Here is a 14,784-nt window from a genome sequence, read left to right as displayed (position 1 = left end):
ATGCCATAGGCTTTTTGTTATCTGAAATTGTCTCAAGTTATCGTAAAACTGTAAGTTAGTTCTTAACGTTTTTTGCGACGCGTAGCCAATGCAATCCCCAAGAAGGACAGGATCAGGGCCAGAATGGATACGATCAATGTTGCTTGTTGAAGCTTCAGCGTACCCGGGTCTGTATCCGTGTTGTTTGGTTCACCTGTAACGGTGTCATTGAGTGCATCGCCCAGCGTGGTGTCATCGTTTGCTTTGCTATCGTCGGTAGCTGCATTATCTCCAGTGGCGCCTTCTGTACCTGCACTATCATGTCCATCGTTGGCATGACCTCCACCTGCCGCAGCATTACCAGCAGCAGCCGGATCTTCGCTAATCGTTGTGATACTGTGCGGGTTGGCATCACTTGGTTGGCCTGTCCATTCTACGATGCTGCCATCGCTGTAGTATTGGAATGCATCCCAAGCTACTTCAGCTTCCGCCTTAGGGTTCTGTGCAACGAAGTTGAACTGCTGGAATTGTCCTGCCAGAATGCCTTCGTTATCGCCGTCAATCTCCCACGTAATCGATGTTACTTCATTGGAATCGTTCTTCTCTGTAGTGATTTTCCAGCCTGCCAGTGGTTGATATTGCTTGAATGCAACACCTTCTGGAACTTTCATCGTGATTTTGGTTGTAGGCAGTTCTTTCTCGGATGGAATCTTAATGGTGTACGTCTGCCATGCACTTGTCTGTGCAACGGATGGGCTAACGGTAACGTGAGCGCTAGCGAATCCGGCGAATAACATGAATGCTGCGGTACCTGTTGCGATAGTGGATGTTAGTTTGGAAATCCATGATGTGTTCTTCAAAATAAATAACCCCTCTCAGTTCTTATCATATAGATTCGGCCCATTTTCTTAAATGAGTGTCTACGTTCTGCAAAGGCCGTTTCGGTTACGAATTGTTCTTTCGAGTGATTAAAAGCAGGTTACACTTGCTACTTCGATGACAGAATAACCTTCCGATCGCTGTTATCCCCAGATTTTTTGATTCCCTTTTCTTAAAGGGTAAAATCCGGGGATAGCATATGCTTCCGAAGCAGCTTTCTTTCAGAAAGCTTTTAGGCGAACGCTTCGCTTCTTCACGCTATTTCTGTCCTCTCCGTTCTCGTGTAGATCAGAAAGCTTTTAGCTTCGCTTCTCCAGAATCAATTTCTTTCCCTTCACTACATTTGCAGTTTGTAGAAACACTAATTTTAGATTGGGTCACTTTTCAATTTGATCTTTGTGTAACTATGGCTTGGCGGTGTCGATCTCAAATTCGGCATCCAGTGCATCCAACGTCTTGGTCAGGAGATGTACCTTGATATTCCAACGTCCAGGCATGGAGATGTAATCTTCAGCCTTGTACACACCGGTGTCGTTTTTCGGAATGGTAATCTCATAGATCCCCATATCCATGTCCAGATGTGTGAGTGACAGTGTGATCTGTTCCAGATCATTAACGATACTTCCATCTGCCCGTTTCACATCAACTTCGAATTGGTTCTCTCCCGTTATATTGGGACTCACCTGAAGTGTGATCGCCGAGCCGTCTTCTGTAGTCTTTGTCTCCTGATACGGTCCGACCGCAGCGGGTTGTCCTGGAGACAGGTGTGTCAGTACGGCAGCAAGAGCGAGAATGACAGCACCGGTGGCAAGTTCCGCTTTCAGGCTACCGGATAATCTGCTTCCTGTTGCTGCTCTTGCCAATCTGGCATGACGCCAGGCGAAGACAAGCATTACAATAAGCAGGACGATCTTGCCGATCAGGACAAGGCCATAAGCTGTAGTGAACAGGGAAGTCAGCACAGGTGCTGGTAGAATAATCAGACTGCTGTATATCCCTGTAGCAACCAGAGCGGCTACGGCGCCAATTCCCCAGGCGGTAAACCTGCGAATAGCAACCCAGTAGACCTCTCCTCGCACCTTCGATGGTAGCTTATCCGCCAGTGGAGGCAAACATATCGCCATGGCGGTTAGTGCGCCAATCCAGAAAGCGGCACCGATCAGATGCACGAAGTCCATGGCAATCGCGAGAGCACGTTGATCCGCCGCAGCCGGATGTCCCGTCATGGCATGCGTGAACAGCCATCCAAGCACGAGCACAAGTGAGCCATAGGAAGACCAGATGCGAGCACGGATGGATCGATCGCGATCATATCCGGAGAGAATCGTGACGGCCAGCAGCATTACAATGAGTATCTGTAACATCCAGATCTGACCAAAGGATGTCAGCTTGAGCGCACTTCCGATCAGTGCCCAGCTTAGTTCGTTCAGAGCCACACCAGATTCATATAACGTATTCAGTGGCAGGCTGACCAGAGCGGCAAAGGAAGCAGCAGCATAACTGATCCATAACAATCTGTAGCTGCCCGGAACGTCCATAGGTTCTCTTGTCATGGATGTCGGTGCGATTCGCAGCAGTAAGAATGCAAGTGTCCCCAGAATGACAGACAATCCGAGATACTGAATCCAGTCTGTCAGGGATACAATCCATTTCAGCGGCCCACCTGTTGAACCGGAACCGGATGTAAGATCACTCAGTCCGGCAGGAGAACCGGATGGTTCACCGATATGGAAAACATACGCCCCTTGAATTGGGTGTCCATCGGCAGATACAGCTTTCCAGTTAACGGCATAAGTCCCGTTCCCGAGTCCAGCTTGCAGGCCAGTCTCCAGAATATGAGGGCGATCCACATCAATCTTTACATTTCCATCGTCTGCCTGATTGCCGTCAGGGCCGGTTATTTTGATATCATAAAAGGCCGTCTGCAAGGATTCGTTGAACTCCAGCGTCAGCCGCTCCGGAGCAGCTACGAGGATCTCATTTTCTCCTGGCGAAGCCTTAACAATATAAGCATGGGCAGATGCCCACTGTGGCATAACAAGGCAACATACGAGCAACAGACAGGTGACCAATGCCCAGTGCCGTTTGCCCCATTTCAGGGTAAAGCGTGTAAAAATCAAAAAATCATCACCCTCAGGTTATAGATTTGTAGTCATTCATGGTCCTTAAACACAATCTAACCCATTATAACTTTGTCCAAAATGACTGCGTATGACTACATTGGGCTATAAAAAAACGGTTTGGTCTACATAATTGTGACAAAAGCATGAATGCTATGTCATTTCTCACCTATGTCGGAAGCATCATTGACTCCGAATTAACAATGTTTATTTGCGAAGTTTACGTCCTGCAAGCCCGCTTTCTAGTGCGTAGCGGGTGAGTTGTACCCGGTTTTCAAGCTGGAGCTTCTGCAAAATGTTTTTGAGATGATTCTTCACCGTCTGGTCTGAAATACCGAGTTGATCGGCAATCTCCCGATTGGTATATCCCGCAGATACCCATTGCAGAATCTCAAGTTCCCGCGCCGTTAGCGGGTTATCTTGCACATCTTCACTGCGTGGTGCGGGGAACTCCTGCAAAATCCGGTAGGCCAGTTCTTTACTGAGCGGTGCGTCGTCACTGACGATGGCGCGCAGGTATTCAAGCCAGGTGGAAGGCGTTAGATTTTTGAGCAAATAGCCTTGAGCGCCTTGTTTCAGTGCTTCGAACAGAAACGTCACATCATCCGATACCGTGACCATAACAACAATAACATAAGGGAATCGCAGCTTGATCTGACGGGTGGCTTCCAGCCCATCCATGCCCGGCATCTGCACGTCCATCAGGATCAGGTCGGGCATCCATTGTCCGGTGAGCTCCAGCGCTTCCTGTCCATTCGAAGCTGTACCAATCACTTCAAACAGGCTGTCCTCGGATAAAATGCTACAGATCGCTTCACGCGCATGCGCATGATCATCAACAACCAATACACGTACATGTTCCATATTAAGCATGCTCCTTTCCTATCGTCATTCGTGTATGCCCCGGTCTTGAATCGAGGGTGAAAGACCAACCCATCTCGGCAGCACGCTCCTTCGTAATTCGCAGTCCGTACCGATCCTTCAGATGAAGAGGATCTCCACTTAGTCCATTCCCATTATCCTGAATATAAATGAACCAGGCAATTGGGTTACCTTCCGCGTGAACCTGAACGCGGGTAGCCTGCGCATGTTTGCGTACATTCAGTAGTCCCTCCCGGATACAAGCGAGCAGTTCCACTTGTTCCTTGGCAGAGAACGTTACACCCTTGAGGTCCCAATGAATCTGTGCACCAGGTACCGTTTCCTTGACAAGCACTTCGACCTGCGCATGCAGTGAAATAATTTCTGATGTTACCGTAGAGGCAGGAACAAAACGCAACTGGGCAATAGCTTGCCTTACATATGTATTGACTTCATGCACGGTTTTTTGAATCTCCTGGATCTCATGCTCATGTCCGCTGCCTGCCAAACTACGGCCTGCTTTATCGGTCTTCACTGAGAGCAGGAAAAGAGACTGAGATATGCCGTCGTGAAGTTCTCTTGCCAATTGGTCACGAGCTTCCAGCGCTGCTTTTGCTGCACGTTCCTGCTCCAGAGCAGCCCTGGCACCTTCGAGCATGTGGAACAATCGGCTGAGCAGTGTCACGCTGACGAGGTAAACGATGACGGGTGTTAACCAGTTTCCAGCATCCATCGAAAGGTATGGCATCAGAAACTGATGGCGAATGTATTCCCAGATGCCAACCGTGAATGTGGGGATCAGCAGAATCATCCATTTAATTTGTTTATAGGACATGAATGCAGAACTCCTTTGATCTAGGATTAGCTTATTTAGGTACTTTAATTTATACAGGGATGGGATCATTATAACCCAAGCTTGTCCAAGACCCTAGTCTGTGTCTTTGGAGAAAGCTGGGGAGGATCAGGGAGTATTTAGAAGGATATCTAAGAACGACAAGGGGTGAAATGTTGTCACGCTAGGTGAGGGTTGGTGTGACCAGCTGAGGAAGGCTGAGTCCGTTTTCCCTATCGGAGAAGGTCCTCTATACTTAATATAGAACGTGAATTCATTACAAAACATGTTAAGGAGTGAAGCAACAACATGAGTCAAGAAGTATTGGAACGTCGCAGTGAATTGCTCAAAAAGAACATTCATCAGATGCTTGTTCAAGACAATCAGCACGGTATCAGTCGCCAAGACAACATGTTTTTGCAGCAGATGATTAAAGAGCTGCATCAGACCTCACATGAGCTGAATACCAAATCTTAATGTAGAATCTGCACGAGAATGAAGTTGTCTGGTGTACGATTCATTCCATGAAAATGAAAATGGCGCTATCTCCGATCAGACCGGGGATAGCGCTTTTACTTTTTCTGGGCTTATAGAAGAAGTTCTGTTTATTTTACTGCAACTGTTGCTGAGCGGTTCTTTTCTCAATATATTGAATGAACAACTCGGCAAGCTCCGGATCAAACTGTGAACCCGAACATGAGCGTAGCTCCCGAATGGCTTCTTCCACGTTCTTGGTTTCCTGATACGGCCGCTCTGTCGTCATGGCATCAAAGGAGTCAATCACGGTCAGCATCCGGCAGAGCCGGGGAATCTCGTTACCCTTCAGGCCGTAAGGATAGCCTTTGCCATCATAGCGCTCGTGGTGAAGTTCAATATAAGGAATCAGATCGGCGAAGCGATCGTTCGTGATCACCATTTTTTTGCCCCAGGTGACATGTCCTTTGATCGTTTCCCATTCTTCTGCGGTGAGCTTGTCCTTTTTGTTCAAAATGGACCAAGGAATCTCCAGTTTGCCGATGTCATGAATCAGTGCTCCCAGGACGAAACGACGTTTTTCCGCATTGTCCAGTGCGAGCAATTCACTGATATCCAGTGCATATTTGTAGACCCGTTTGGAATGTTTAAACGTATCCATATCCTTGTATCTGAACAGATTGAGTTGCTGCTCGATGTCACGAACGTCCTGTACCAGATCAATCTCGTGTTCCATGCCATCATTGCTGCCGTGGCGGTGCACGTTGTTCTTGCCCTGTTTCTTCGCATAATATAGTGCTTTATCCGCCTGATCCACAAGCTGGGATTTGTTATACATATCCACCTGATAGGGCGCGACGCCAGCAGAGAAGGAGAGACAACCGTGTGGAAACACTTCAACGCCTTCAAACGGCGTGTCGTTCAGTTGTTTACGCAGCTTGTTCATAAACCTGTAGGATTCGTCCAACTCCATGCCTGGCATGAGCAAAGTGAACTCTTCTCCTCCATAACGAAAGGCGGTAACAGGTGTGCCTTCCGTCTTTCGCATTAGAAAATCCCCCAGCAGGGCTAGCAGACTGTCACCTTGAAGGTGGCCAAACCGATCGTTATACTTTTTGAAATCATCAATATCAATAAGCCCCAGACAGAGCTGGGTTCCCTGCGTTCGAGCGTTAGTCAGTTCGCTTTCTAACATGCTTTCGAAATAACTATGGTTGAACAGACCCGTACGTTGATCCGTGTTGGCCTTTTCCTCAATCGTCTGATACATCACGAACAACTGCCTGAATGCATGGGAGAGCAGAATGCTAAGACTTAGATACAACAACAGGCCAAGTACGCCATTGTGCACAACCAGAATTGTCAGGACCAGCGCCAGAATCAGCGTACACAGATAAACCAGCAGGGATTCGGTAACGAATGCCCGCTTCATCTGCTGTAATGCATCCTTTGTTGAGAAATGAAAGAATAAGCCAAGTGTGATCGTGTTGATGATGAAGTAAGCTGCGAGTGCTGCAAAATAAGGAATCAAGTTATAGTCGTCCAGAGTTCCCGATTGCCCGCCAGTCCACTCAAACACGGCAGCTGCTCCCGTAATCATGATACTGTAGATGCTGAAATTGACAATGTGTTTCCACCAAGTGAGTTTGCGCTCTTTGATTAACAAAATGATGGAGACAGGTAGCAGTACAGATAAACTGAAAGCTCCGCCAAACATGAATATACAGGCAAGGTATACCGATGAATCCATGGATTGCTGATTACCTTTGGGTGGAATCTGGAACGTGAAATAATCCAGAATTAACGCCGCACCCAGCATGGTATAGACCATAACCCAATCCGCCGTGGTTAGATGAAGGTAAGACCACTTATTCATGTATAGAAAAACACCGATCCCGGTACAACTAAGCAAAATAACATACATACTGCTTCGATCTGCCTTATGGATAAGGTTACGAATAAAGTTCATAAAAAATCTCCTGCTTGAGTTTAGTCTACTCTTGATGTGTATATAGTTGGTTTTCTTCTATAGGGATATACTATATAGATGTATAACATACCAAGTTGCCTGTCAAAAATCCAGACAGAAAAAACAGGCCGCTGGCAGCCTGTTTGTCTTGTTTGGCGGTATGGATACTAGCCGCCCAGCTTGTATCCCGAAGTTAATGCTACAACGACAGAAGCCACGATGATTGCGTTGATGACAATGCGGGAATATTTCACACCTTCAAATTTTTTCATGGAGAAGACCTCCCTTCCTTGGAGTCTACCTGTTTTCTTCAAGCCTGATGAGTTTTAGCAGGTTGCACAGCCTTTTTGTCCCGATTCACCATCATGTATTGAATAAAAAGGAATATGCCAATATTCATGACCACATCACCGATGCTGATGACCTGAGTCCGTGGATAAGGGCTGGAGAGTGGGATGATATCACCGAGAAAAGGCAGATTTGTAGATGCATCCATCATAAAATGCTTTGATACGGCGCCGCCTTCCCTGAGCATGTCTACATAGTAGGGGCCCAGTACAGCGGAGGCTTCTACAGAAACAGGCATGCGCCCACCGTTTACAGCCATAACGGCAAAATTGAGAAATACCCCAATCCAGATGAGCATGAAACCGGTATGGTGTCTGTTGAGCCACAGGAAAGCGAGCCCTGTAATGTAGACGGCAGCAAAGAGATATCCATTAATGGATGCCACCCATTCGAATCGTTCCTGGAGATAGAAAATAAAGAACTGGATTAGCAGCAATACAGGGAAAATCCAGCCACTTCGCAGCTTGAGTGCTGCAAACTGGTTGAGCCCATGCCGCAACCCGCCCCGAAAAAATCCAACGATCAAGCCTAGTAGAATACCGTCATATACCATGGAGTAACTCCTGTTCGTGCGGAGATATGCAATATGATTGCGTGTTTGTGTACATAAAGGATTCGACCTTATATTGGTAATTCCTGCATGAGAAAAATGATTTTGTAGAAGAAATTTGCAAAATGCTGAACAAAAAACCGCCTTTACGAATCTAGGGGTCGAAACCCCTGTAAAATTCGGTAAGGACGGCTACTTATGGTGCCAAAATACGAGCTTTAATTCGGTTGAAGACGGAATTTATTTTATTCAGATCCACCGTTCAGATAGTTGAAGAAAGGCTGGTCCACCCAGAAGTCATACGTCGTAATGTCCGCATCAGGTGCCAGTTTCAGGAAACCTTCCCGAATGGATTTGGCATTTTCTTTCAGAGAGAAGGACTGAGCATAGTAATTGCCAAGCGCGATCTTATTATTGGAAATGACAGGGTAGTTCGCCAATGCGGTTGGTGAATAATACAGCGGTTGCCACCAGGAGCTGAGAATCAGTGGAGATGTACTGTCACTATTCTTTTTGGCATATTTCAGCACAATGTCGTTGAAGCGAACTTTGTCTGCCACATTGTTGAACTCGAACTGAATATCATATTCCTTCGCAGAAGCAATATAGTTACCGTTCTCGATCTGTGTCACTCTATAGTCTGGCGTTTCCTTCGGCTCGCCCCATTCCTTCAAATAAATGAAGGCAGATGTCTTCGGCTGGAATTGCACATCAGCATCAATACCTTCGCTACGCAGCAAACCAACCAACTGTACAGCATGTTGAATATTATCGTGGCCGTAGGTAAGTGTCAGTTCATCGATAAAGTTGGAATCAAAGCGGCTATCCTTCAGATTGTAACCTGTTACGAGATCATCTCGCAGCGCCTGATCCACAATCTTTCTCAGCTCAGGTGATTCGATCAGATCCGCTGTGCGATATGCAGCATACAGTTTGGAATAGATGTCCGCATCGCCGGAACGCCCAATCTCATGTTTGTATTTCCCTTGACTGACCAATACGCGTCCAAGCAAAGTATCAGCGAAATCTTTACTTGCTACGCCACCCTTAAGGAGAGCGGGGTATAGGCTTTCAGGAATCAGGCCTGTATCGATCGCAGCAGCCAGCTCCTGTGCGGCTTGTCCCTGAACACGGTTTGGGCTAATGCCAGCTTTGGCAAGCGCTTTGGCTGTTTTCTCTGCAGGATAAGTATAAGCCAGTTCCTTGAATCCGGTTGCTTTCACCGCGATGAAGACCGCTGCATAAGTGCTCAGTTGATCCTTGGCACGTACTTCTGTACCCGTAAGAACCCCATTATTGTATAAGGATACGGCAGCATCATATGAAGAATCACCAGAAGACAGATCGGTAAAGACAGGAGCTTTGGCTTCACTGTCACTTGCTTGAGTTGCTTCCGTGATGGCTGCAATGGCTTGAATGAAATCACCTTTGGTAATCTGTTGCGGCAATTGAATGTTGTATTTCGCTTGCAAGAATTGAGCAAAATCCGCTGCGCTTTCCGTATAGGCAACTGGCGCCTGAGCTACCGGTCCTTTGACACTTTGTGAGGTGGCGGGTTTAGCCGGAGTTGCAGATGCTGCAGAAGTGGAAGCGGGCAAGCTAAGGCTGCCGAGTGTTACCGGAGCGGCGAGTAGGGCCGCCAACGTGATCTGGGTGATTTTTTTCAAATGAATAGCCTCCTTAAAATGGGTTGGAAAATAATCAGCTTTGGGTTATAATTCTGACAATTCCTATCAGAATAGAATAATTGGATTGACTTTAGCACGGAGACGCGCTGGATGTCAACGAAAAAAAGCTTGATACAGAACGGTTTCCAAAGCTTGGTAGAAAGCGAATTGTCAATTATATTCTATTTGAGTGTATACGCTCAAAGATTTATTGACAAGGATCGACAGTATCCGCTAGGATAAGAAAAAAGAATGTTGAAAAGGGGTATTTTCAAAATGAAAAGAGGTTTATCGTTCGTCTTATCGATCATCATGTTGGCTATTTTGTTGGCAGCTTGTGGGAATTCGGCTTCCAAAGACGAACAATCCGCCCAAGGCAGTGATTCGGAGAAATCTCTTCGGATGGCCCTCGTTCTTCCCGAAAAAATAGGGGTTAACCCTTTCTTTGTACAGATGGATGAAGGTTTCAAAAAAGCAGGCGAAGAATTCAAAGTAGATACCAAGACGATTGAATCGACAGACCCGGCAGCATTTGAACAAAATCTGCGTGCTGCGGTTGCCGAGAATTATGATCTGATTATTACAGCAACTTTCCAGGCAGAAGATGCATTGAAGAAAGTCGCAGCAGAGAATCCGGAAAAGTCCTTTGCAATTGTAGATACAACCGTTGATCTTCCTAACGTTCGTAGCGTTGGTTTCCGTGAATATGAAGGGGCGTACCTGCTCGGTGCAGCTGCTGGATTGTCCACCAAAACAGACAAAGTCGGCATGATCGCAGCAATGGATGTACCATTGATCAAGAAATATACGGAAGGTTTCAAAGCTGGATTGGAATCCGTGAATCCGGGTGCAGAATTCCTCGTGAACTATGTAGGTGGATTTAATGACCCGGCCAAAGCAAAAGAATTGGCGCTGGTACAATTCGGCAAAGGCGCTGACTTCATCGCTGGCGCATCCGCTGTAGGTGATCTCGGCGTGTTCGAAGCAGCCAAGGAAAAAGGCTTCTACACTTCCGGTCAGGATACGGACCGTACGGTTGAAGACCCGGAACATATCGTATTGTCTCAATTGAAGTCAACGGATACGGTTGCTTATGAGACCGTGAAAGATTTCGTAGAAGGCAACTTCAAAGCTGGCGCTGTTAACTACGGTTTGAAAGAAGACGGTGTAGGCCTGACGTACGTTACACGTGACAGCGAATCTCCATTGAATGCTTTTGTCGGACAAGAAGTGATCGACAAGGTTAAAGCAATCAAGGATGATATCGTATCCGGCAAAATCGTAGTCAAAGATCCATTGCAACAATAGTTTTGAATGTTCTTTTCAATGAATGAGTGATGGAAATGATCAGCCGGCTGCCCGATCAGGCAGCCGGTTTTGCTGCTATTAAATGACCAGTATATGTTCAACTTATCGTTTACACGATAACGAAGAGGACAGAAATAACCTGAAGAAGCAACGCGTTCGCATTTATCCCCGGATTTTCCCGTGTCAAAAGGGAATCAAAAAAATCTGGGGATAACGGCGATCGGAAGGTTGTTCTGTCATCGTAGTGGCGAGTGTAACCTTTTTAAGTTGAACTGAGGGGAGCGAACGCGAGATATGCTGTTGGAGATGGAGCAGATTACGAAGAAGTACGGCGGCTTCACCGCTAATCGTGACATCCGTTTTAATTTGCGTGAGGGAGAGATTCATGCCCTTGTCGGTGAGAACGGGGCCGGTAAAACAACCTTGATGCGTATGCTGTATGGTATGGAACAGCCCACGTCAGGCACAATCAAAGTCCGTGGACGTGAGGTGAGCTTTGCCACCCCGTCCCAGGCGATGGCAAGTGGCATCGGTATGGTGCATCAGCATTTCATGCTGTTCCCTTCCTTTACGGTGGCGGAGAACATCGTGATTGGACGCGAACCGGCTAAGGCAGGCGCATTTGACCGCAAAAAAGCAGCGGCTCAGGTGAACGAGCTTGGCAGACAATATGGCATGCCGGTTGACCCGTGGAAAAAAGTGTCCGAGTGCCCGCTTGGCATGCAGCAGCGAGTTGAAATTCTCAAGGTGCTGCATCAGGGCGCAGACATCATTATATTGGATGAACCTTCGGCGGTACTAACACCGCTTGAAGTGAAGGAACTGCTGGCGAACATGAAATCTCTCGCCAAGCTGGGCAAAACCTTTGTACTGATCACGCACAAGCTGCAAGAAGTCATGGATGTAGCCGACCGAATCACGGTGCTTCGGGATGGTCAGGTGACAGGTACGTTGGAAGCCAAGGATACACATGTGGAGGAGTTATCCCGTCTGATGGTTGGTCGTGAACTTGTGCGTATGGACAAGCAGCCATCGGTACCAGCAGAAGCGGTGCTTCAGGTGGAAGGGGTTAATCTGTCCGGAGCGAAGGATCGTTCGGCGCTCAAGGACATCCATATGGAAGTTCGTAAAGGTGAGGTCGTGGGCATAGCAGGCATCTCAGGTAACGGCCAGTCGGAACTGATTCAGGTCATTGCTGGACTGCGTAAGGCGGATAGTGGTCGCGTTGTACTCTCCGGGCAGGATACAACCAACTGGCCGGTACGGCGCATTCGGGAGCATGGACTTGCTCATATCCCGGAAGATCGTTATATGTGGGGAGCGGCCAAGGATGCGAGTGTTCGCGAAAACGGGCTGATGGGACACCATCATCGCTTGCAGTCACGCGGTATTATCAAAGCCAAAGCAGCAAGAACAATGGTAGAGAGTTGGATCCAACAGTTCAGCATCAAGACGGGTTCTGCGGAAACCAAGGCACAGTTTCTGTCCGGAGGAAACTTGCAGAAGTTGATTGCTGCCCGTGAATTTGCACAGGATACACCGTTTCTGATTGCAGCCGAACCAACACGTGGTGTGGATATCGGAGCGATGGAGACGATACATGCCGAATTGTTGCGTAAACGCAGTGAGGGCGCGGGTATTCTGCTCATTTCATCCGAGTTGTCGGAGATTTTGCAATTATCTGATCGGATTATTGTCATGTATGAAGGCGAAATTGCCGGAGAACTGAGAGCAGAAGAAGCGACTGAGGAACAGATCAGTTTGTTAATGGCAGGAGGGAAAGAGCGGATATGAATCGGGTAAAAGAAACACTTCGCGGACTCGTACAGCCGCTGCTTGCCGTATTCATCGGTCTGATTGCAGGGGCTGTGGCGATTCTGATCGTTGGCGGTAATGTGGTGGATACGTATGCGGAGATGTGGAAAGGGGCCTTCGGTAACTTCTACTTCTTCACCAATACGTTGGCTCGTTCCACACCAATCATCTTGGCGGGACTTGGCGTAGCATTGGCATTCCGTGCCGGATTCTTCAATATGGGAGCCGAAGGCCAGATGATTCTTGGCGGGCTTAGTGCCGCGCTCACGGCGCTCTATCTGCCAGGACCAGGCTGGTTTGTGTGTATTGCTGCGATTGTGGCAGGTATTATTGCCGGGGGAATCTGGTCCCTGTTTGCAGGCTGGCTGGATGCACGCTTCGGGATGAACTTGTTGATCACAACCTTACTACTTAACTATATTGCCATTTATTTCGGGGGCTACATGGTCTCCTATCCATTTAAGGACCGCACAGGATCTGCAGCAATGGCTCAGACACCCATGATTGACCAGAGTATCTGGTTGCCGAAGTTGTTCCAGGGCATGGGGCTGCATGCAGGCTTCATTATTGCCATTGTAGCGGCCATTCTGATCTACTGGTTCACACATAAAACGGTGACCGGTTACGAGATCCGCATGCTCGGAAGCAACCCGTCCTTTGCAACCTACGGTGGTGTTCGCCGCATTCGCATGATGATGCTGTCCATGGTCATCAGTGGTGGACTTGCTGGACTCGCGGGTGCGGGGGAAGTGCTCGGTACACAGTACCGTTTCCTTGATGGCTCATTGTCATCGGCAAGTTACGCATGGAGCGGCATTATGGCCACGTTGCTTGCCCGCTCGCATCCACTCGGTACAGCTGTAGCAGCTATTTTGCTGGCTGCGCTACAGACGGGTGCCATGGGGATGGAACGGAACACGGATGTACCGCTGGAAGTTGGCAGTGTCATCCAAGCTGTATTGACGTTATTTGTATCAGCTCAGATCGGTTATTCATTCCTGAAGCGGAGAAAGGAGAAAAAGTCCAATGCAACAACTGTTTGATGCAGCCATGTTTGGCTCAACCTTGCGGATTATGACTCCAATCCTGCTTGCAGCGCTCGGTGGGGCTTTATGTTCTCGTGTCGGTCTGTTTAACGTGGGTCTCGAAGGACTGGTGCTGATAGGTGCGTTCTCCGCTATTGTCGGTAATTATCTGTTTGGCAATGTGCTGCTGGCGGTACTCTTTTCCATTATAATTGTGATGTTATTCTCGGCGCTCTTTGCCTTTATAAGCATTAATCTGAAAGCCAACGCCATCGTGGTCGGGATCTCGCTTAACTTCCTGGCTGCGGGGGTGACGACCTTTGCACTGCGTGCGATTTTTGATGTAAAAGGTGCATACTACGACAAAGACATGGTGGGACTTCCCAAGTGGGATATTCCGCTGATTAAGGACATCCCGTGGGTGGGCGATGTAATATCGGGACATAGTCCGCTGGTTTACCTCGGTATTGTGCTCGTGATTGCACTACAATTTTATCTGTTCAAAAGTGTATCCGGCTTCCGCCTGCGCTCCGTCGGTGAGAACCCGATTGCAGCACAGAGCATCGGGATCAAGGTACGTGGCATCCAGTATGGTGCCGTTCTGATGTGCGGTGTGTTGTGCGCTCTGGCTGGAGCACAGTTGTCGCTCGGTCAGGTGACGATGTTTACCGAAGGCATGACTGCTGGTCGTGGTTTTATAGCGCTGGTGGCAACAATGTTAGGACAAGCGAATCCGCTTGGCGTGATGGGCTCCAGTGTACTGTTTGGTTTCATGGAAGCATTGAGTATTCGTCTGCAAGGATTCTCCCTGCCAACGCATTTCACGTTGATGCTGCCGTATATTGTGACGCTGGTCGCGATGTTCTTTTTCAAAGACCGTACCTATGCACAGGATGCACTGAAAGCGGGCGGAAGCTCGCGTTAATTCTGAATGTCTATGTTAGAGACAGTAAAAGA

The 14,784-nt window shown here is 47.9% G+C and carries 12 protein-coding genes; 5 read left to right on the top strand and 7 right to left on the bottom strand.

The window, feature by feature from the left end:
- Nucleotides 1-62 precede the first annotated feature (62 nt).
- The 4 genes from MHI01_RS16495 to MHI01_RS16480 all read right to left on the bottom strand — a co-directional run bounded on the left by MHI01_RS16495 (nt 63) and on the right by MHI01_RS16480 (nt 4,674).
- Complete coding sequence (locus tag MHI01_RS16495) at nt 63-839, bottom strand: YcnI family copper-binding membrane protein (RefSeq protein WP_340983649.1); 777 nt, start codon at nt 837-839, stop codon at nt 63-65.
- A 423-nt stretch (nt 840-1,262) separates the two neighbouring features.
- Nucleotides 1,263-2,978: a copper resistance CopC/CopD family protein gene (locus MHI01_RS16490; RefSeq protein WP_340983648.1), complete on the bottom strand. Its 1,716-nt coding sequence runs from the start codon at nt 2,976-2,978 to the stop codon at nt 1,263-1,265.
- A 207-nt stretch (nt 2,979-3,185) separates the two neighbouring features.
- Entirely contained in the window at nt 3,186-3,842 is a 657-nt protein-coding gene (locus MHI01_RS16485) for a response regulator (protein ID WP_036616682.1), read from the bottom strand.
- 1 nt (nt 3,843) lies between these two features.
- On the bottom strand, nt 3,844-4,674 hold the full coding sequence (locus MHI01_RS16480; protein ID WP_076253890.1) for a sensor histidine kinase: 831 nt from the start codon (nt 4,672-4,674) through the stop codon (nt 3,844-3,846).
- Between the two features lie 306 nt (nt 4,675-4,980).
- Between MHI01_RS16480 and MHI01_RS16475 the strand changes: the two genes are divergently transcribed.
- Nucleotides 4,981-5,148, top strand: coding sequence for a hypothetical protein (locus MHI01_RS16475; protein WP_017691019.1), 168 nt, complete (start codon nt 4,981-4,983; stop codon nt 5,146-5,148).
- A gap of 133 nt (nt 5,149-5,281) precedes the next feature.
- Here the strand turns inward: MHI01_RS16475 and MHI01_RS16470 are convergent, their stop codons facing one another.
- The 3 genes from MHI01_RS16470 to MHI01_RS16460 form a co-directional block, all read right to left on the bottom strand.
- Complete coding sequence (locus tag MHI01_RS16470; protein ID WP_076253889.1) at nt 5,282-7,114, bottom strand: bifunctional diguanylate cyclase/phosphohydrolase; 1,833 nt, start codon at nt 7,112-7,114, stop codon at nt 5,282-5,284.
- A 310-nt stretch (nt 7,115-7,424) separates the two neighbouring features.
- Nucleotides 7,425-8,015 carry a DUF5317 domain-containing protein gene (locus MHI01_RS16465; RefSeq protein ID WP_036616686.1) on the bottom strand — a complete coding sequence of 197 codons (591 nt, stop codon included), beginning with the start codon at nt 8,013-8,015 and terminating at the stop codon, nt 7,425-7,427.
- Between the two features lie 242 nt (nt 8,016-8,257).
- Nucleotides 8,258-9,679, bottom strand: coding sequence for a hypothetical protein (locus MHI01_RS16460; protein WP_340983647.1), 1,422 nt, complete (start codon nt 9,677-9,679; stop codon nt 8,258-8,260).
- 276 nt (nt 9,680-9,955) lie between these two features.
- Between MHI01_RS16460 and MHI01_RS16455 the strand changes: the two genes are divergently transcribed.
- The 4 genes from MHI01_RS16455 (at nt 9,956) to MHI01_RS16440 (ending at nt 14,752) form a co-directional block, all read left to right on the top strand.
- Complete coding sequence (locus MHI01_RS16455) at nt 9,956-10,987, top strand: BMP family lipoprotein (protein ID WP_340983645.1); 1,032 nt, start codon at nt 9,956-9,958, stop codon at nt 10,985-10,987.
- Between the two features lie 294 nt (nt 10,988-11,281).
- Nucleotides 11,282-12,781: an ABC transporter ATP-binding protein gene (locus MHI01_RS16450; RefSeq protein WP_127551676.1), complete on the top strand. Its 1,500-nt coding sequence runs from the start codon at nt 11,282-11,284 to the stop codon at nt 12,779-12,781.
- The gene (locus MHI01_RS16445) at nt 12,778-13,845 is read left to right on the top strand and encodes an ABC transporter permease (protein ID WP_036616697.1); all 1,068 of its coding nucleotides are present in this window, start codon (nt 12,778-12,780) and stop codon (nt 13,843-13,845) included. Before MHI01_RS16450 ends, MHI01_RS16445 begins: the two co-directional genes overlap by 4 nt.
- Entirely contained in the window at nt 13,829-14,752 is a 924-nt protein-coding gene (locus MHI01_RS16440; RefSeq protein WP_017691011.1) for an ABC transporter permease, read from the top strand. The genes MHI01_RS16445 and MHI01_RS16440 overlap by 17 nt, the downstream gene beginning before the upstream one ends.
- Nucleotides 14,753-14,784: the final 32 nt, after the last annotated feature.

This window comes from Paenibacillus sp. FSL M7-0656 (assembly GCF_038003225.1).
In the GTDB taxonomy this organism is placed as follows: domain Bacteria; phylum Bacillota; class Bacilli; order Paenibacillales; family Paenibacillaceae; genus Paenibacillus; species Paenibacillus amylolyticus.
The sequence above is the reverse complement of the archived record's forward strand: the minus strand, read 5'-3'. Positions and strand labels throughout refer to the sequence as shown.

Bases quoted from the DNA above. Each gene is read 5' to 3' on its own strand.
- MHI01_RS16440 (WP_017691011.1), top strand. From the start codon at position 13,829: ATGCAACAACTGTTTGATGCAGCCATGTTTGGCTCAACCTTGCGGATT.
- MHI01_RS16480 (WP_076253890.1), bottom strand. From the start codon at position 4,674: ATGTCCTATAAACAAATTAAATGGATGATTCTGCTGATCCCCACATTC.
- MHI01_RS16470 (WP_076253889.1), bottom strand. From the start codon at position 7,114: ATGAACTTTATTCGTAACCTTATCCATAAGGCAGATCGAAGCAGTATG.
- MHI01_RS16485 (WP_036616682.1), bottom strand. From the start codon at position 3,842: ATGGAACATGTACGTGTATTGGTTGTTGATGATCATGCGCATGCGCGT.
- MHI01_RS16455 (WP_340983645.1), top strand. From the start codon at position 9,956: ATGAAAAGAGGTTTATCGTTCGTCTTATCGATCATCATGTTGGCTATT.
- MHI01_RS16465 (WP_036616686.1), bottom strand. From the start codon at position 8,015: ATGGTATATGACGGTATTCTACTAGGCTTGATCGTTGGATTTTTTCGG.
- MHI01_RS16450 (WP_127551676.1), top strand. From the start codon at position 11,282: ATGCTGTTGGAGATGGAGCAGATTACGAAGAAGTACGGCGGCTTCACC.
- MHI01_RS16475 (WP_017691019.1), top strand. From the start codon at position 4,981: ATGAGTCAAGAAGTATTGGAACGTCGCAGTGAATTGCTCAAAAAGAAC.
- MHI01_RS16445 (WP_036616697.1), top strand. From the start codon at position 12,778: ATGAATCGGGTAAAAGAAACACTTCGCGGACTCGTACAGCCGCTGCTT.